The 20365-nt window shown below is 36.2% G+C and carries 11 protein-coding genes and 1 pseudogene; 9 read left to right on the forward strand and 3 right to left on the reverse strand.

Annotated elements, in window-relative coordinates; genetic code table 11:
• Positions 1 to 57 precede the first annotated feature (57 nt).
• The 6 genes from KHA95_RS08245 (at position 58) to KHA95_RS08270 (ending at position 12442) form a co-directional block, all read left to right on the forward strand.
• Positions 58 to 1827, forward strand: a complete 1770-nt coding sequence (locus KHA95_RS08245; protein WP_213137033.1) for a carboxylesterase family protein — start codon at positions 58 to 60, stop codon at positions 1825 to 1827.
• A gap of 1162 nt (positions 1828 to 2989) precedes the next feature.
• Entirely contained in the window at positions 2990 to 3910 is a 921-nt protein-coding gene (locus KHA95_RS08250; RefSeq protein WP_213137034.1) for a hypothetical protein, read from the forward strand.
• Between the two features lie 2 nt (positions 3911 to 3912).
• Positions 3913 to 5487 (forward strand): hypothetical protein, encoded by a 1575-nt coding sequence (locus KHA95_RS08255; RefSeq protein ID WP_213137035.1) that lies wholly within the window; start codon positions 3913 to 3915, stop codon positions 5485 to 5487.
• Between the two features lie 21 nt (positions 5488 to 5508).
• Positions 5509 to 9108, forward strand: coding sequence for a helicase-related protein (locus KHA95_RS08260; protein ID WP_213137036.1), 3600 nt, complete (start codon positions 5509 to 5511; stop codon positions 9106 to 9108).
• Complete coding sequence (gene drmB, locus KHA95_RS08265) at positions 9095 to 11023, forward strand: DUF1998 domain-containing protein (RefSeq protein WP_213137037.1); 1929 nt, start codon at positions 9095 to 9097, stop codon at positions 11021 to 11023. The genes KHA95_RS08260 and drmB overlap by 14 nt, the downstream gene beginning before the upstream one ends.
• 159 nt (positions 11024 to 11182) lie before the next feature.
• Positions 11183 to 12442 (forward strand): DNA cytosine methyltransferase, encoded by a 1260-nt coding sequence (locus tag KHA95_RS08270; protein ID WP_213137038.1) that lies wholly within the window; start codon positions 11183 to 11185, stop codon positions 12440 to 12442.
• A gap of 281 nt (positions 12443 to 12723) precedes the next feature.
• Here KHA95_RS08270 and KHA95_RS08275 read toward each other — a convergent pair whose 3' ends face one another.
• The 3 genes and pseudogenes from KHA95_RS08275 to KHA95_RS08285 form a co-directional block, all read right to left on the reverse strand.
• Positions 12724 to 12966: a hypothetical protein gene (locus KHA95_RS08275; protein ID WP_213137039.1), complete on the reverse strand. Its 243-nt coding sequence runs from the start codon at positions 12964 to 12966 to the stop codon at positions 12724 to 12726.
• A gap of 621 nt (positions 12967 to 13587) precedes the next feature.
• Positions 13588 to 16020 (reverse strand): annotated as a pseudogene (locus KHA95_RS08280) (DEAD/DEAH box helicase family protein).
• Positions 16013 to 16339 (reverse strand): nucleoside triphosphate pyrophosphohydrolase, encoded by a 327-nt coding sequence (locus tag KHA95_RS08285; protein WP_213137040.1) that lies wholly within the window; start codon positions 16337 to 16339, stop codon positions 16013 to 16015. Before KHA95_RS08285 ends, KHA95_RS08280 begins: the two are co-directional and overlap by 8 nt.
• Before the next feature lie 692 nt (positions 16340 to 17031).
• Between KHA95_RS08285 and KHA95_RS08290 the strand changes: the two genes are divergently transcribed.
• Genes KHA95_RS08290 through KHA95_RS08300 form a run of 3 tightly spaced genes read left to right on the forward strand, consistent with a single transcriptional unit; the run spans position 17032 to position 20363 of the window.
• The gene (locus KHA95_RS08290) at positions 17032 to 18117 is read left to right on the forward strand and encodes a Wadjet anti-phage system protein JetD domain-containing protein (protein WP_213137041.1); all 1086 of its coding nucleotides are present in this window, start codon (positions 17032 to 17034) and stop codon (positions 18115 to 18117) included.
• A gap of 5 nt (positions 18118 to 18122) precedes the next feature.
• On the forward strand, positions 18123 to 19628 hold the full coding sequence (locus KHA95_RS08295; protein WP_213137042.1) for a hypothetical protein: 1506 nt from the start codon (positions 18123 to 18125) through the stop codon (positions 19626 to 19628).
• A gap of 3 nt (positions 19629 to 19631) precedes the next feature.
• Positions 19632 to 20363, forward strand: a complete 732-nt coding sequence (locus KHA95_RS08300; protein WP_213137043.1) for a DUF6063 family protein — start codon at positions 19632 to 19634, stop codon at positions 20361 to 20363.
• Positions 20364 to 20365: the final 2 nt, after the last annotated feature.

Raw genomic sequence — 20365 nt, forward strand, 5'->3', positions numbered from 1 at the left:
GGAAGAGGTTTTTTACTTTTTGATAAGAACTCTGTGGAAAATTAGGGGGAAATGATGATGGAGAGAAAGAGTGGTTATGTTCAAACTGTGATTCGAAGTTTTACAGTTTTGACGTTTGTATTCATTATTTTGGCGGGTTGTGCAACCGACAGTAAGGTTGTACCTGCCAAGAACGAGGGAACGTCTCAACAAAAAGTCGCAAATGAAGTTGAAAATAATGCCATACGGGTTACACAATATGGAAAAGTCAAGGGGGATGTAGATGAAGCCGGTGAAACGATCATTTGGAAGGGAATTCCTTATGGTAAGGCACCTGAAGGAGAGTTAAGATGGAGAGCACCAGAAGAGCCCGAGGCTTGGGATGGAGAACTTGATGCAACAAAACCAGGTGAAACAGCCATCCAGCTTAATCAAGGGGAGGTCACTGGCGGAGAAAATCCTTTGAATCTTGATATATTCAGACCAAATACAAACGAGACTGATTTGCCAGTACTTTTCTATATTCATGGTGGGAATAATCAAATTGGAAATAATAGTGACTTAAATGGAGAATACCTTGCTTCGAAAATGAATGCGGTGATCGTGACGATTAATTTTCGACTAGGTGCATTAGGATTTAACCCATTACCTGCATTGAAAACGGGAGATCCACTAGAAAATTCCGGGAATTTTACGTTATTAGATATTAATCAGTCATTAGAATGGGTTGCCAATAATATCGAAGAATTTGGCGGAGCCCCTGATAATATTACCATTTCCGGGTACTCCTCTGGCGGACGCGATGTAATGGCCATGTTGATTTCTCCATTGTTTGAAGGTAAATTCCATAAGGCGATTTCCTTTAGTGGCGGAATGACACTTGCAGATGTAGAAAATAGCCAAAAGGTTTTTGCTAAAGCATTTGCCCCTCTAGTGGTGGAAGATAATATCAAAACGACTGAAGAGGAAGCGTATGATTGGTTGCTCGCGGATGACACGGAAGTAAGGGATTATTTATTCAGTATATCTGCGGAACGGATCGCGCCATTAATGGGTAATGCAGCCATTCGTATGTCTGTATTCCCTCATTTATATACGGATGGGGAGATCATTCCTAAAGAAGGATTTGAGACAGCTACATTTAATGAAGTGCCATTGATCATGTTAACCGGATCTAAGGAATTTACGTATTTTGCAAATCCAGATCCATATTTTAAAGATGTAGTAGAAAACGGTACAATTTTTACCGATTCAAAGAAGTTGGACGAATATAACTTTGCTGTAAAATACGGCAGTCTCTTATATGAATTATTCAATGCCCAGAAATCCGCCGAAAAAATGATCGATACGTACAAGGCTCCAATCTACACGGTAGATATTAATTGGGGATCCGATGCAGAGGTTGTCGGTGAAGAAATGGCAACGATAGTCGGTGCAACGCACGGGATGTGGAAACCGCTGTTAGTAAAGGATGGCAGCGGACTTCAAGAACAGTACCTAGACGCATTTAATCAAGCTGGCACAAACGAGCTAAATGAAGCTTTCATTGCATACCTATCTAATTTCTTAAGGACAGGTGATCCGAATGGTAATGAATTAGCTCAATGGCAACCGTGGGAAAGTAAAGAAAAAGGCCGGAATCTCTTACTCGATGCTAATAAGGACGAGGCGCTAATTGGCATGTCAGACGAGCGCATTGTTTATACAGATGTGTTGGAAGAAATGGATACAGATCAGACCATTTCTGAAGAAGCGAAGGATCAAATTATTCGTGAAGTATTGAACGGCCGTTGGTTCAGTGGTCAGCTGGATGAATACTTTGGTAATGAGAACCTTTGGGTGGAATAGTTTCGGTAAGATGGATACATTCTATTGAGGAATGGTGATTGGCCTTGCCGTCAATTGAACTTAGATAAGGATAAAAGCCTGGTTACGATTTTGTAACTGGGCTTTTTATATAGGGAAATGGAAAATATGAAATTATTAAAACTTGAAATGATGACTGGAACACAGCGAATTGCTAAGGCATTGCAAGCAAGAGAAAATTTGGGGGGCAAAAGCTGATTTCATTTATTTAACGAATGAATATGCAAAAGAAGATATGGCAGGTGTCCGCCATTTATTAAATATACCAATATTTCGGAAGAAAATAAGTTTCAAGTATTTGTAAATCATATCCCAGCTCCATGCAAGAATATCATTACAAATGAAAATCATTCGCACAAAGACGAATAGGAATCAAAGTAAATGCATTTGACTTAGATCCAAAAATTGCGATTCTAGTAAGAACATTAAACTAGGCAGGAGTCATGACCCTTGTGGACACTATCGTTATGAATCAAACCTCCAATTATCCGATGCATTTCAAGGGTTTGGCTTGAAGTCATTCAAGAGAAATATTTAAGCAAATGTGCTCTTTACTATAAGTGGCGCGCGCATTATGGAAACCAATCCAGTCCGCCATTGTCGCTGAAAAAATAGAAGGAGTGCCATTCGATATGAATTTGATCTTTCAAGATACAGTCCAAATTGCACAGCTACTTCAAAAACATGCGAAATTCGGGAGTTAAAAAAGATTACGCTTAAAAGAAATAGAAAGATGGAGCCTGAGGTATATGAGTGGATGCAAGATAAAAATTTCGCGGGGGGTGGGGGGGGGAGCGAATCAAGGACAGTTTTCTAAACTAGATAACTTAGAAGGCTATCAAGGTGAAGGGGAAACAATTTTATGATCCAATAGCCCAATTGATTTTACAGATCAAGGCCTATTTATGCAAACCAATACTTCTACAATACTTGGCAACCCAAACATAAAATACGACAAAGCACAGAGTAAAAAGTGAATTTTCAGATAGGAATTTAGAACTGTGGTAAAATAATATTAGGAAGCTAAATTTAACTTTTGATTATTTACTTTAGAAGAATTGGGTTAAGAAATTCTCAGCCCTTAAAAAACCACTATTTCATGTTAATCTACTAATAGACTTAAATTAAAAGGAGAATTGATTGAATGAAATTTACTGATATTGAATCAAAGATTTCGAATAAAAATTGGCTTTCATTTTTCTTGGATTTGGGCAGAATCTTTTATGATTCTAATAAAACAAGAAGTGAAAACCTACATCTATGTATAAGCGTACCGTTTCTAAACTATTTATCAATTGCTATTGGTTTGGGGATTTGCGATAAATTTTACTCTTCGTCGGCATACAATGTACATAAATTTGATGACTTAAAAGAAGGCACATTGGTTTTTCGCAGACCTCCTAATTCAAAAAAAGAACAATCCTATGTTTTTGTTGGCATCGACAGTGATGGATACCCTCAATTTAAAAGTAAACATCGTCCCCCAGTAACCCTAACACTTAGAAATCAAAATTGGTGGGAGGAAATTAGAATCGCCCCTGAACAGGTAAAATATAAAAGAAATAGGTTTTCAAAAAATGAAAGGGGTAAAGCAATAAGAACCCATTATGAAAGTCAACACGTTGATTCTATTCTGAGAAAACCAGATATCAAAGTATTATTCGTTGGTAATGTAAACCGTATTACCATGGAGATGGAAGAAAGCTTAATGGATGAATATACGTTTATAGATTGGTTACTACCAAAGTCTTTAGTCGGTGCCCAAAATTCTTATGTCACTGAAATAATATCGTCTAAGGCGAGTCCTGTAACTGAGGAGATAAATGCCGAAACGGTGATTATTTATGATGGCGTTCAAGCATTCAATCAATCACCATATAGGAATTATGAGAATGCTAGTATTATACTTCTAGAAAGAAATGCATCGGAAGCCTTGCTGGGTGAAGCTCTTCAGGATATTTATAATTATGAGGTAAATACAGATGAAGAATTTATTGAAATGGTTAGCCAAAGGAAAGGTATACCTAAAAATCTTGAAATATTGGCATGGAGAAGAGGTGGATAATTATGATTTCGCTTAATGAGTTATCTATTAATAATAAAAATTCACAAAATGGAAGAATCTATTATTATTCAATTACGGATTACTATTTTTCCAATTTTGATCGGATGTATAGAAAATTTCAGTCTACAATAGGCGTTGCTATAGAAACAAGAATTTATTCGAAGTTAAATTATGTTTTGAGGAAAATTAAATACCTATTATCTACTCAACCAGTTCCCTATAATAATATAGTTACATCTGAAATTATAAAGTCTGTACAGAAGAGTATTTCTGAAGTAATAAAAATAAACCCGGAGCACAAGGTATTGTTTCAAGATTTACTTGAATCAATAAAGGCGATAGGCAGTCATTCTTCTAGTGCATTAATAGATTGTTTGAAAAATAAAATACTAAAGTATTCTGCATTTACTTACTGTATTGTGACGAAAAGGGAAATAAATCTTATAGATAAGGAATACTTGAAAAATATATTTAGTGATTTCTCTATAAAATTTATGGATGAAAAAGATTTCAAAGATGATTTTTCCATTTTTGATTATATAGTTTTTATAGGAAATGAGACCTTTTTTCATCATTCGTTTAATAATAGTAATCGGTCCAAAATTGTATCTTTCATGAGCCGTGATTGTTATAGAAATGACCATTCCGAGAACAGCTTATTTATTCATTGGCGAGCACCGAAAATTAGTACAATGTATAAGGATGTTATCGATGAGACGGTTGACTATACATATACAGTAGGATTTTCCGATTTCGTAGAAAACAAAGATGCTATGGGGAAATTCAAAAACAAAAAGGAAGAAAGTATACTAGAACCTGAGATTTCATTATCAATGGTGGATAATATTCTACAAAATCTAAGTGAAAAACAAAGTAATAACGAAGTACAAGAAATAGTTAAAGCAAGATTATTTGAACTTCACGGGGAAAAGGCAATATTTATTAGAGATTCTAGGGGGCGACAGGATGTAATTACAAATCGGGGGATATTTAAAAGAAAATTATCTTCTGAAATTGTAATGGGAGATTACTTAGTGATTAATTCCCTTAGTGATTCCAAATTGTTGGAAGAATTTGCAGATAAATTATTTGAAAAACAAAATATAGCTTTCCATCGTAAACGACAAGCAAAGTTACAAAAGCTTATGGAAAAACTAGTTGATAGATATACAATTTCTAATTTATGCAAAATATTGAAATCAAAAGGTCTACCTAATATAAATGAATCAAAAATAAAAAACCTTCTAAAAACATCTTCGTTTAAGCTTCAAAATAATGAAGAGTATTTTCGCTTATTATTAATATTAGCAAAGAATAATGAAAAAGTAGCCCGCAATTATTATGATTCTAGCAGGATATTATCGGCGTTTCACATACAGGCAGGTCGGAAAATTAGAGATATACTTAGGGATAATTTAGAAAAAGCTGATATAACCAAACTGCTTACTAGTGGAGAGCAGGAGGTTGAATTGGAGGATATGCGTGGCGTAACACTAGAAATCAGAAAAGTACTTGTTGTTGGAAATACTGTCATGGAAATACCGGCTGTGTATGAGAAACGGGTAATAAATTTTTAATTGGGTGGTGGGTGAAGTATTATGTCTAAAAATATAATTGAATCCAATAAATTATTTAACAATATAAAAAATAGGGATAAGCTTGTTGAGGCTCTTAAAAATGAATTAGTAGGACCAATACCTGTAGATAAAAATCGAATGAAACCGTTAATGATAAATGAGAATGCTCCAGTAGTATTTAATAGCATTGAAGAGATGCGAGAACATTATTACAATGCTGAGAGCGAAGAAGAAATACTACAAATTAACATTCCTATAATGCAATATTCAGCTGGAATACTATTTCCTTATGAAGTAGAAAATGTTGCGATTGAAGAACAGCAAATTAATAATGAGCTGTATGAACATGAAGAAGGTACAACCGAAATAATTAGTAAGGAAGGAATAAAAGAGTTAGATAAGATTGATAAACGAAGTGTTAATGATTTTGATCAGGAAATACCGGATTTAATACCAGGTAAAAATGACTTTGCTCCATCCAGTATAGCACTTAGTTTTTATGCAAAATTGAACAATGACTGTCCACAGCTTAAGGTAAATTTTGAGGGCGGAATCTATCGTCCTTTTGAAGTGAAATTAATAAATGATTCTGATAAACCTTCAAGGTCTTGGTGGTACAGAATACCGGTCAATTTTACCGAAGGGACTGAAGGTATTCTTTTTGATTTAACCACGATTTTAAATAAGGAAAGAAGCGTAATTAAGAAGTTTGTTCAGTTCGAACATTTGTGTTTTCAACTTCAATTATATTCAAGGATTTCAGATGATGGTTATTTGATTACTATTAGTGCAACGAATATAACAGAAAGTGAGGAAACTAAGGATATGGAAAATATTTTATTTCAAAGCAAAATCTCAGTTGAATTAGTAAAAGACAACGATTACTTTGATGCATATCCATCTCATTTTCATACGTCTTTTGATGAGCATGATGAGGAAACATTATCATCAAATTTATTATATAGAGATGTAAAAAATTTTGCGCTTGGACATGGGTGTTCCGCAGATTGGATAATGATGGATGAAAAACCTACTCCGGTAAAACTTTTGTCAACATTTATGCCCGAGCATGAAATGAGGAATATGACACCGGATATAACGGATGAGAATGGAAACGAGTTCTCCCTTTCGATGCTGGAGCTTGCTGGAGTTACCAAAGATGCCATAAATGCCTCTACGATATTAAGTAAAATTGTTGATAGTTATTCACAATGGATAGAAGAAAGAGAAAATGAAATTAGTCATATCAAGGATCCGTTGCTTCAGGAAGCTGCGAAAAGACATATGAGCGAGTGCCGAAAAGCGTTGGAAAGAATGAATAAGGGACTTAAGTGTCTAGAAAAGCCAGATGTTTTAAAAGCTTTTCAATTAGCAAACTATGCTATGGCTATCCAACAAGTAATTGGTACAAAGGAACGTAAAGGTAAATTGGTAAATGGTCAGGTACATATGGATGACGGAAACTTGGAAAACTATGATATTCCGTCGGTCGAAAGTATTGTTAGTATTGGTAAAGGAAAATGGCGCGCTTTCCAAGCGGCATTCTTATTAATGTCATTGCCATCATTTTGTGGCGATAAGGAAGAAAGAGAAATTGCTGATTTAATTTGGTTTCCGACAGGCGGAGGAAAAACTGAAGCATATTTAGGAGTGGCAGCATTCTCCATGTTCTTTAAACGTTTAAAAGATAAAACTGATACTGGGACCGATGTAATTATGCGCTACACCTTAAGGCTTCTAACAGCTGACCAGTTTCAAAGATCCTCTCGATTAATCTGTGCTATGGAAATACTGCGTCGTAAAAATGAAGATCTAATTGGCGAAAAATCATTTTCCATTGGTATTTGGTTAGGTGGGGATACAACTCCGAACTCTAATTCCAAAGGCGATAAAAGTGCAAAGTCAAGATTAGATAAATGGAAAAAGGGTGATGAAAAACAGGCGTTAATGGTTAAGAATTGCCCTTGGTGTGGTGCAGGATTAGGACGGTATGATGAAATAAGTAGCACTAACAACCAAAAGTCTAAATTTTTGCGTGGGAGATTTCAAAAGGTCATTAATGATATCCAAGGCTATAAATTTATACGTGGAAACGCACATTTGAATATATATTGCCCTGATGCCCAATGTCCATTTCACAGTCGTTTACCTGTATATATTGTTGATGAAACAATTTATGAAGTGAGACCTACACTTATAATTGGTACCGTCGATAAGTTTGCTATGCTAGCGTGGCGTCCCGAAGCCAGAAGATTATTTGGACTTGAAGAGTCTGGTAGAAGAGATCTATCTCCTCCCAACTTAATAATTCAAGATGAACTCCACTTAATTTCAGGCCCACTAGGATCAATGACTGGCTTGTATGAATTATTAGTTGAAGAATTGTGTACAGATCGACGTAATAACAAAAGTACTAAACCAAAAATTATCTGCGCAACTGCTACTGTAAGAGGATATAAGGATCAAGTAAATGCATTGTATGCACGAGAAAAGGAACAAGTCGCACTGTTTCCAAGTCCTGGGCTTTCTCACGACGATTCATTTTTTGCAAAAACTCACTATGATGAAGAGGGAAAACCATCGCGCGGTAGGAAATATATTGGGCTTTCAAGCAATTTAGTCGGCCTGCAGACTTTGCAAGTAAAAACATATTCCACTCTTCTTCAAAAGGTAACTGAATTTGATGAAAAAGATCGTGACCCATTTTGGACGATGCTTAGTTTTTACAATAGTATTAGGGAGCTTGGCGGAAGTTTAACATTGTTTCAAACGGATATACCAAGTTATTTTCTTCAGTTAAAAAATAAACATCATATTACAGAAAAGGATTATCGACGGTACTTAAATAGTTTTAAAGAATTGACGTCGAGATTAAGTAATGGTGAGGTTACAGACGCAATCACCGAGTTGAAACAAACATATGAAAGCGGATCGTCAGTCGATGTTTGTTTAGCATCAAATATTATCGAGGTGGGGGTGGATATTGATAGAATGTCTTTGATGGCAGTAGTAGGTCAGCCAAAAAATACGGCACAGTATATTCAGGTAACTGGAAGAATTGGGCGTGCATGGTTCGAACGTCCGGGTCTTGTTCTTACAATGTATAAAAGCGCAATATCACGTGATAAATCACACTTTGAGCATTTTAAAGAATATCATCAAAAATTATATACGCATGTTGAAGCAACCAGTGTAACACCATTTTCTGATCCGTGTTTAAGAAGAGGGTTGTACGGTATTATTATTGGTTGGCTTAGGCAGTTTTATGATCAAGAAATTGCTAATAGTCCCCAAAATATTAAAGATTATAAGGCTGAATTAAATAAATTAAAAGAAATCTTACTAAATAGAGTAAAAAAAGTTGACGAGACTCAAATGGAAATTGCCGAAAAAATTTATGACTCATATATAAATAAAATGCTAACATCTGAAGCTCAAAGATGGAGTGCAGGAAATGGAGAAGTATCTTATTTTTTAATGTATCCAGCAGGGGCATATGTCGCAAATCGATATAAGCGAACCGCTAGTCCGGTATTGACATCAATGAGGAATGTTGATGCTTCTTGTAAGGGCGTTTTGACTAATGAATATGTAAGGGAGGATATTGATGCGGAACAATAAGATTGCTGAAATCCCATTAAGAAGGGCTGAACTAATCTCTCCGATGGGTGTAGGAGCTATTTGTACAAATAGTGAAGGTGTAAACATGATGACTGGTGCATTGGATAAGTGGTATGACATGTCTGAACATGTCGATGTTTCTGAATACGTATTTCAAGAAAGAAGATTGGAGAAGATTTTACAAGTAGATGAACTTAGATTGCCTCCTGATTACCGTTCCTCCTATAATCAATATGCAACAGATAAAACAAATATGGAAAATGAGATTCCCATGGTAAGATTCCCGACATGGCACTATTGTAATCATTGTAGAATAATGACCAAAGAAAGCTTTGCGAATTTAGAAAATAAAATATCGTGCAGTCATTGTAAAGGCAAAAATGCAAGAATGGTTCAAGTACCTCTCGTGGTAGTATGTGCAAAAGGACATATTGACGATTTTCCATGGGTAGAGTGGGTTCATAGAAGCACATCTCCAAATTGTAAAGGTCCTTTAAAACTAGTATCCACAGGTGGAGCTACATTGAGTACTATGCAAGTGCAATGTACTAGATGTGAAGATAAAAAGCGTTCTTTACAAGGTGTAACAAGTGGATATGATAAAGATCGGTCAATTTTATTCTCCCATTTGGATTCTCAGGGAGAGAAGTATATTTGTACCGGAAGAAAACATTGGTTTGGAACAGATGAATCATCGTATGAGTTTTGTGGAGAAATGCCGTTTGCTCTTTTAAAAAGTTCTACAAATGTATATTTTCCGAAGGTAATAAGTGCTCTTTTCTTACCGGGAGATAGAAAAGAAGAGTTGATGAATGTTATAGATATTCTCTTGAGGGATGATGTAAATGGAGAAATTGAATATTTGCAATCCCTAGGTCTACCTTTGGGTAAAGTCGCAGATGGACTAAAGGCAAGGTTTAGGGATAAGTTTGATCAAATTGATTGTGAAAATATACATTCCGCACTAAAAATGTTAGAACAAGAAAATCATGAAAATGATGAGGTTGAGTACAAAAGTATAGAAGTACAAATCAAAAAACAAGAACATGATGTATTGATCGAGGAATTACAGGGTAGCGAGCATTTGAAAATTATAAATGAATATGATGCATCTAAAGAGAAATCTTTATTACAATCGATGGGCATTACAAAAATAAACCTTGTTCCGACTCTAAGGGACACAAGAGTATTATATGGTTTTGATCGTTTAGTAAGTAATTCTGTTTTAAACGAAGAATCGATTAATCATGGTAAACAACTTTTATTTCACTATCCCGAAAGACAGAATAAAAGCTGGTTACCCGGATATAAAGTTTTTGGTGAGGGGATTTATATTGAATTTGACCATGAGTTGCTGAATATATGGGAAGAGAAAGTAATTGTATCTGAGCGTTTTCAAAAAATGGCCGAACGGATTCGTAAAGCGAAGGGTGACAGGCTTATGCTACAAAGTGAAATCTCACCCCGTTTTGTTATGTTGCATACTCTTGCGCACTTGCTTATACAAGAGCTGGTTTTTGAATGTGGATATAGTACAAGTGCTTTACGTGAACGTATGTACGTATCTACTGATCCTGATTATATAATGAATGGATTTTTAATATACACCGCTTCAGGAGATTCTGAAGGTACAATGGGTGGTCTTGTTCGCCTAGGAAAAAAAGATAAGTTGGAGGTCCTATTGAGAAAAGTTATTGAAAAAGCTTCTTGGTGTTCTTCAGATCCTGTTTGCAATGAGATTGGTCTGGCTAGCGGTCAAGGAGTACATCATTTAAACGTTGCGGCTTGCCATAATTGCTCATATATTCCGGAAACATCGTGTGAAGAATTTAACCGTTTTTTAGATAGAGGGTTAATTAATATTTATTCAGAAGAAAATCAGGGATTCTTTTCAATGCTAAAGGAAGAAATCTAATTAATTGGGTGTTGATGATTTATTTTATTTTTTATTTTTAAATTGTCAACATCTATTTTGTATTGGATATTTAAGAAAAGAATGTTAGAGTAGAGGTTTTGTGGGGTTGTAATAAAAAAACGACCTGGTATACTCATCTTATAAGGAGTGAAGAATAAGATGAACGTGATTGATCTCTTTGCTGGGGCAGGTGGATTATCAGAAGGCTTTAGGCAAGAAGGATTTAATATACTCGCCCATGTAGAGATGGATAAACATGCCTCATTCACATTAAAGACAAGAGAAGCGTATTATTACTTGAAAGATCACAAGCAATTAGATATTTATGAAAATTATTTGTTAAAGAATTTAAGTAGAGATGAATTATACTGTCATATTCCCCGAAAAATCCTTAACAAAGTGATTAATCAAGAAATAACAGATGATTCAATCGAAGGTATTTTTGATAAGATAGATTCTCTACTAAATGGAAAATCTGTAGATTTAATTATCGGAGGACCGCCATGCCAGGCGTATTCAGTAGCCGGAAGGTCAAGAGACCCTCAGCGCATGAAAGGCGATCCAAGAAATTACTTGTATAGGCAATATATCCGCTTCTTAACGAAATACAATCCGAATTATTTTGTGTTCGAGAATGTTGTAGGATTGCTGTCTGCACAAAAGGGAGCTATCTTTGCCGAAATTAAACAAGAAATGAATAAAGCAGGGTATGAAATTGATTATAGAGTATTGAATTCTAAAGATTTTGGAGTTATACAGTCGAGAAAGCGAGTAATCATAATTGGTTGGAAATCCGATATTTCCTTTAATTATCCGAGCTTTTTTAATAAGATATATTCCGATACCATTAGTGATTTATTTGAAGATTTGCCAACCCTAAATGCTGGTGATTCTGTTGGTCCGGGAAATAAATATATTTCAATACCAAGTAATTATACAAGGCAAAATAATATCAGAACATCTGATTGGAACCTGCTAACCCAACACGAAGCTAGACCCAATAGGGAGCTTGATCTTGAAATCTATCGCTATTGTGTAAACATTTGGAATAAGGAGAAAAGAAAAGTAAAATACAATGAACTACCCGAAAATCTAAAAACACATAAAAACACGAAGACCTTTTTAGATAGGTTTAACGTTATTCCGTATGAAGGCATATCCCATACAATAGTTGCCCATATTTCTAAAGATGGTCACTATTATATCCACCCGGATATTAAACAAAATCGCTCAATTACTATTCGAGAAGCTGCAAGAATACAATCATTCCCTGATGATTACTATTTCGAATCAAATAGAACGGCTGCATTTAAGCAAATCGGAAATTCAGTCCCCCCTTTAATGGCAAGAAAGATTGCTAGAAAGCTAAAAAGTGAGATCGATTTAGAAACTGCAAATAGACGTATTTACTCGGTATGAAGGAACCCTATATTATATGGGCTCCCTCTAAAATCATTAATCAATATTTATCCTTGTGATCGGGGAATTCGATACAGTTAGCTGCAAGATTTTCAGTATATGAAATAGAGTATTCGAAATTCTTCTTACTTTGGACAAAAAGGTAGTTTTGGCTCACATTTTAACAACATTGAATAAGGTTGGGCCTAACATCCAAAAGATGTCTATGGAGATATGTTTAACATATGTCAATTAATAATAATCCACGATTATAAAAAATGATAATAGATGAAGTTTTTAATTCAGGAAAGTTCCCAAACTCCTTTGGGACTTTGCTTGGCAGATAACAATCTGCCATCTTTCCTTAATTTTGTAGCGGCCCATCTAATATCGTATTGCCAAGTATAAAAAAGATCACCCGATTTTCGTAGTTCCTCCTCGTAATTTTTCCAAACATATTTACAAATATCTAAAAGTGTGGCGCTATTTTCATTTGCTTTTAAAGCTTCTATAATCCAATTTTGCAAAATGTCTTTATTTCCCACTTATTTCATCCTCTTTTTGAATTTTAGAAAACTGGTTAGGATTCCTCTTTTTTCCCCCTTCGTACCCATGCAACCTGTTTTTACATACGCCTCATCCACTTATCCGAAGGTTGCTCTTATTTTTATCAACCATTACATGAATTTGAAAAATATAATCCTCAAATGTGATTATTCCAATAGTTGAACCCCTTACTTAGTCAGTGGCATTCCTATTATCAAGGAAGCTATTTTCCTTTCATTATAATCTTTAAGTTGACTCTCTTCTTTTTAGAAAAGTCAATTCTTCTATATTCTTTAAGTGTTAATTAGTGATGAAGAAATGGTGCTGTTCCTTTGGAGTAATAGATTTTATCTTCACTTACCTACTTAGGAAAACATATAGAAAGTCACTACCGTTTTTACATTTATTCATACGTTTATTTTGCGATAGACAATACTCGTCTCGTCTACCTTATAGAACATTCTTGGTATCGAAGGATGTACTTTTTTCACAAAGTCCCTATTCAAAGTTATTTGCCCTCAATTTAATTTATATAACTTTCATTATATGGTATACAAAGTATAATAATTGCTCCTTTTCTTAATGATGAAAAGTTTTTACTAGGATGTAAGATTTTTATATCACTGCAACTTCCTCAAAATCCCCTCTTTCCTCTCAAAATGCCCATGCAACCTGTACTCACAAATCTGATTCGTCCACTCATACAACGTTTGCACATATTCATTTTCTACCGCCACATGAATTTGAAAAGTATTTTTTTTCAAATGTGATCATTTCATTAGATGAGCCACTCCATTTGGTCATTGGCATTCTTGCAATCAAAGAGGCCATTTTCTTTTCATTATATTCCTCAAGTTGTTGCGCTTCTTTCCCGGAAAAATCAATACGCTTTCTGTATTCTTTAGAAGTCAATAATGATGGAAGAAAGGCGCTGCTACCTCGGGTGTGATAGGTTCTATCCAGTCATTCGCACCTTTAGAAAGCATGTAAAGAAGCACCACCATTTTATAACTTTTATTCATACCCGTCTTTTCTACCTCATTAAACCAATCTTGGTAGTGGAGAAATGCTTCTTTTTCGAGGTTATTCAATTCACCGATATTATGAAAAAATCCAGGATAGGATCCGAAAAACTCTTTGACAGCTTTGCTTTCGGCATTTGCTTTTAAATGGAATTCCAAATAAGAAGGACGTCTTCCCAGCTCAAGCTTCAGCTGCTCATATGCAAAAATTAGCTGATCTTTTCGTGGAATTCTTTTCTTATTCATGACTGTTAATAGATCAATAGCCTCTAGGTCAAAATCCATACTACAGTTTGCTGGCACTGTTGGAATAACGGTCTTTCCCTTACGAATTGTACTAGGAGCGCTATCAAAAACTTGGAGCTTTATATCCGCATTTCGATAGTTTCCAATTTAATCAATAATGACGCAATGGCTCTTGCCTTCAGCTATACGTAAACCACGGCCAATTTGCTGGGTAAATACAGTGAGTGATTGGGTCGGGCGAACGAATAGAAGTGTATCAACAGATGGAATGTCGACACCTTCGTTAAATAAATCGACTGTAAAAATAATATCGAGTTTTCCGGACTCAAGATCTTTCATTACCTTACGGCGTGAATTGCCTGGCATTTTTGAATGAAGAGCAACGGTCCGCCAGCCTTTGCTATTAAAATAGCTGCTTAAAATTCCGCTTGCCTAATGGATGAACAAAATCCAATCGTTTTCGTTTGGCGATACTTTTTCCAAGCTACTTCGATTTTCTCCGACATTTCATCTTTTAACTGGACTTGTAGCAATTCCTCTTCATCGTATCTTGTACCGAGCCAAGTCAATGCAGAATAGTCTGTGTCGTCATAAATTCCAATAATGGATTGGAGCTAGCCATTGTTTCTGAATCGCTTCCAAGAAGTGAATTCGATAAGCGGTATTGCCTTCGCAAATGCTGTACACATCTTTATTATCCATCCGATCGGGTGTAGCTGTAATACCGAGCAAAAATGTTGGCTCAAAGTAATCTAAAACTTTTTGATAGGAATTGGCAGCGGCGTGGTGAAATTCATCGACAATAATCAGGTCAAAGTCATCTGTTTGAAAACTATGAAGATGCTGCGACAGGCCGAGGGTAGAGACAGAAGCAAACAGCATATCGGCATCTTTTTCCTTATAGTCGGCATTCAATATTCCAGCAAGTCTGTCAGGCATGACATGTGAAAAAGACTGCTTCGCTTGTTCCAATAATTCCTTTTGATGTGCAATAAATAATATTCGATTGAAGTTTTGTGCGAAAAAGGCAGCTAAATACGTTTTACCGAGACCAGTCGCCATCACAACGAGGGCACGATCATATTCTTCTTCCATCGTATTTTCGAGTGCTAAAAGGGCCACTTTCTGCGCTGGGCGTGGTTCAAGGGTTTCATGGTTAATAACGTAATTCCCAGGCGGCTCTGCAATGATTTCCGCCTGATCCTCTGGTTCCGAAAACATGATTTCTGTTTCTTCCGTTTCAGTCCAATATTTTACTACTGACTGTTTCTCGTGGAAATAATCATAACTTTTACGGTATTGTTTCACCGTTTCTTTATTCACCGGGATTGTAACTTCATGATAAAAAAGTTGTTCAAACTCTTCTAGTGCTTTACCAAAAATCTCGTCATCTACAGCCGATGGTGCATGAAGATTCCGTTCAACTCCAGATGTTAAAGCTGATGCAGACATATTAGATGAACCGACGATTACATGGCCTTTTTCTTTGAAACGAAATAAATATGGGTGAAAGGATTTACCACCGCTATTCCACATTCTTACTTCCGCATCTGGAAGTTCTTTAGTAAAAAGCTGAAGGGCATCCGGCTGTGTAATGTGTAAATAATCGCCGGTGCAAATTTTTATTTCGGCTCCTCTTAGGGAGACACTTTTCAATGCAGACAAGATCTTTTTGACACCCGAAAGCATAATGAAAGATGTTAAAATGTAAATTTTATCTGCTTCCTCAGTCAGCTTGTTGATTGTGTCAACGAGATTTGCGGTAATTAGCCGAAGCTTACTCATCTTCAACCTCAATTAAAAATATCCGCTCATTAAAGCCGCCGCGTTTTTCAGCTTTCTTTTGCCGAATCTCTTCAAGTTGATTATAAGTAGCTCCGTGTATGGATGTTGCAGCATGAATAAGCTCTAGCATATCTGCAAGTTCTTCAAGAGCATCTTCATTACTTTCTGTCTCCTTGTATTCTTTAAGCTCCTCATGCATTTTTTTAAGAAGTTCATCGTGGTATTCATTTTCATCAAGGATGCGCGTGCTAAATGACTTCCCTGTATTTTCAATCACTTCAGGTATACGATCACGAACGAGTTTGTTATATATAGGCATTATTCCCACTCCTAATTTGGTCTGTGCTCTTATTTTACCAGAATATGAGTAATTATAGTTTATTTGTAAGAGTTTGAGATTTAACAATATATATCATGAATAGTAGAATTATCGCGAATCAATTTTAAAGAGTCCACTAGCTCCCCAATTTCATGAACCTTATTGTCAGTCGCTTCGTATTCCGTGTGTACTACGTGTAATCATTTTCATTTAGTGTTCGATGATAATTGACTTTCCCGTTTTTTCAATGATTTTAGCTATTCAGTCACGGCCTATCTGTAGTAGATAGGTATATTTTCACACAGTTCTGTCACTATTCCGCCAAATTTAATGTATTATGGAAGTAGTGAAACTTTATTACAGGAAATCCGTAATAAAGATAATTATTTGAATTATTAAAATTATAATTACCATTCAGGATACATAATTTGTTTACTTTAAGTGGCTTCATATTACTTAGTGTGGAAGGAGGATAAATTCCCCCAGGAACGGCATTTACTACTAATAAATAGGAGTTATTTTTGGGACAAAGGGACAGGTAATTCCAAATAATGGTGGGACATATAATGGTGCCTGACCCTAGTGAAGTAATACATTAATACACTTAGGGCAGGTACCTTTTGTTAAAGGTACACAAAGAGTAAGGGGAACGTTGGTAATTGGGAAAGTAGTGAAATAAGGGAGTGTCAGCCATGGAGCGATCTTTTCGCCGAATCATCGAGTCGTTCTTATTAGAACGAAAGCAATTGGGATTTACGTTAGAGGCATTAGAAGAATATGTAATAGGTCAAACAAAAAACATGAATACCTATATTGATAGAGGCGGTAACGGGCAATTAAAAAAGGACATTCTTTCATTCCAGGAAGAATCCAAAATCACGCCCGTTAAATCCAAAATAAAAGAGATACATCGCGCTTTATTGCTCCCAAATCATTGGAGAAAGAATAAAGAAAAGACAGAAGAAACCTGGACTAGGTCGTATGTTCTCACTAGAATGACCAAACTAGATCTAAAACATTTCATTCGGTATCCAGGGAATCAAACGGCTCTCAACAAAGACCGAATCGATGCGATTTATTCTTTTTTGGAAACACCGAATCGGGAATTAGTTTCAGCAGAGGAACGGATGTATGAACTGTTTAAAAAAGAGAAATGGTTATTGCCGGAACCGAATGGGGAAAACGGACAAAGATTTTTATCAAAAATAAAGATTAGTTTGGATGATTTGAAAGCTAAAAAATTCCCTGAACCCATCCCATACGAAACGAGAAACCGAATGCCGTTATCTGAGGTACAAACGGTTCTCATTATAGAAAATAATTCTTTTTACCATTCGGTCAGAAGGAGCCTCGAAGTACAAGAAAACATAGCAGGTATTCCTGTAGATATGATAGTGTACGCCAGAGGAAAGCAAACCATTGCCAATTTAGAATATTTGTATGCGCTTTTCGAACAGCCAACCCAAAAACAATATTACTACGTCGGGGACCTTGACCCTGAAGGCTACAGTATTTTTGCTCAAATAAGACGAAAATATGATGATTTGTCGATTAACATAGCCAAAAACATTTATGAGTGGATGTTGCGAGAAGAACCGAATCCTCCGGTGGTGGGGAAAGGTCAACGGAAAAATCGACAGGATTTCCAATTGTTCCTTCACCAATTTGATAAAGTAGGGAATGCTGAGGAACGAGCCAAGCTAGAAAACATGTGGAAAGAGAACAAACGGATTCCGCAAGAAGTACTGAATTATGAGAAGCTAACGAGAAAGAAGTGAACAAAATGCTGAATCAAGATATTTGGGATGGGTACGAGGGGCGAATGCGGCTGTTAAATCCATTCTTTTCGTTCGGAAAAGGGATACAAATTACTCCTTATTTAAATCCCTTCATTGAAAATATCCTTTTGGCGGTGTTACTTGAATTGTTCTACCGCGAAGTCCGGAACAATGACGCAAGAACGGAAGGAGACATTTTGGAAATCGTTCAAGAGGTGCTAGGGGAAATGAAATTGGAATCCTCTGAAAAAGACTCAGAACGACTCGTTACTGGATTATTATATTCCAATCCACAGACATTGGAAGCCTTTCAAGGGCATTACTATTCAGTCAAGAATCAAACCTTTGAGGTGCACCAGTTTAAATATTTAATTCCAGATTTAGAATTGATGAGCGATAATGCTCCTTCCATCATTTATAAATTATCGGACGACGCCCAGTTCATCCTGTTTTCGAGCCGAGAAATCACGTCCGAGCTATCCATTTCATTGGAGCAGCTTTATATGATTCAGTTGTTGAGAAAAGGAAACATTGAAGGGGTTTTGAAACAAACGGATTTTTTATTGCAACGGGTTCGCCACCTCATTGCAAAGGAAACTGCCTACGGAAGAGAAATCATTCGGGAGCCCAAGATAATCCTTCGAGAAGGGTTCGATGATAGAAGCAAACGAGAGGAAGAAATACGGATACAATTTCGGGAGGAAGATGAGAATTTCCGACATATGCATACGTTATTATTCCGCATTGAAGAGAGAAATGAAGGGCTGTACGACGTAGAGGCAAAGAAAAAAATGAATGAGATTCGAGACCGCCTCAATCAGACCACGATTAAACATGCAGAATTTAATACGATGGTCACAAGAAATATTGCGCTTATCCTCGATATCCGAACTAATCGTCCGGATTTATTGATGCGAAAATCGTCCAAACGATACAAAGAAGACGTGTGGGAAAAACTGATTTGGGTGGAAGGGGTTCCAGATGGAAAGGTCTTTCAGGAAATCCTTAGTCCTTTATTTTCTCCACAATCCCCCGCTTTGTTTTCACTTGATAGAGTATGGGCAAAGCAACGAATTTTAACAGAAAGAGTAGTAACTACTCAACCAGTGGAACAAGAAATATATGAAATGAAAGCCTTTGAATATGTGTTGTATTGGGGAAACATTTTAGAAAAATGGATACCGATACTTGACGAATTATTGAAACATCAGACTTTTACCCTTCAATCCCTTGAAAGTTTAGAGGGCTGGTCAAAGGATGCGATTGAACTATGGATGCAATTTACCAAAGAACAATTTACGGTGCCCATCAAGGTTTTTACGAATCAACCGTATAAGGATGAGCGAGAAGAATTCATTAGACAAGCCATTCTTCAAAATCCTAAATACGCCATGTTAGAAGGAAGTATTTTTTACGTGGAAAACCACTACAGTGAAACCATACGATACAATGATTCCGTTTTGCTAACAGATGGGACGCTTCGATTGAAGTTAGCTCGGAAGGGAGAGTAAGGAATGGGGCAAGAAACAACTTTTAAAGAAGGGCTCAGAATCTATTTTACTTTAGTGAAAAATGGATACATTTCATCCAAAGAGGAAGAAGGGGTACTATACTTTTCGGATGCTAGAATACGAGAATTTGTCCGTATGTGTGCCACACAGTCAGGGACCGAAATATTAGAAGCAGCAGAAAATATCCATTTGGTTACCGCTGGAAGCGGGTCCCTCTTTGATACTCCTTACCATCTATTGAAAGAAAAAATAGGGTTTCAAAATCAAGATGAATTCCATCTTTTGTGTTTAATAGCCCTTGTCTATTTAGCTGAAGTTGATGGGAATTTAGTCATCCAAAGTAGTGCGGAGCGGGACGGCATCTCCTATACGAAGCTCGCTAAAGAAATAGATAGAGTCCTAGAGGAGTGGCAAGAGAAGATGAAAGAAAATCCAAAGTGGGAAGAACAATGGGGCATCAACATCAAAACAGCAGCAGAATTATACTTGAATAAGAATTTGCGAGATGAAAAAGTCAGTCGATTGGTTCCCTCGTTTCGGACGAAATGGGGCATTATTCATAAAGTCATGACCTTTTTAAAAGACCAAAAACTGGTTCGTTTTTTTGAATCCAGCGGCAATTTTTTGGTGTATCCAACCGACATTTTATATGAACGGCTGGAATTTGCCTATCGAGAGGATACCCGGTATGAGAATATCAAGAAGCTTATACTCACAGCGAAAGGAGACCTATAAGA

Source organism: Bacillus sp. FJAT-50079 (genome assembly GCF_018343515.1).
Taxonomy (GTDB): Bacteria; Bacillota; Bacilli; order Bacillales; family Bacillaceae_C; genus Lederbergia.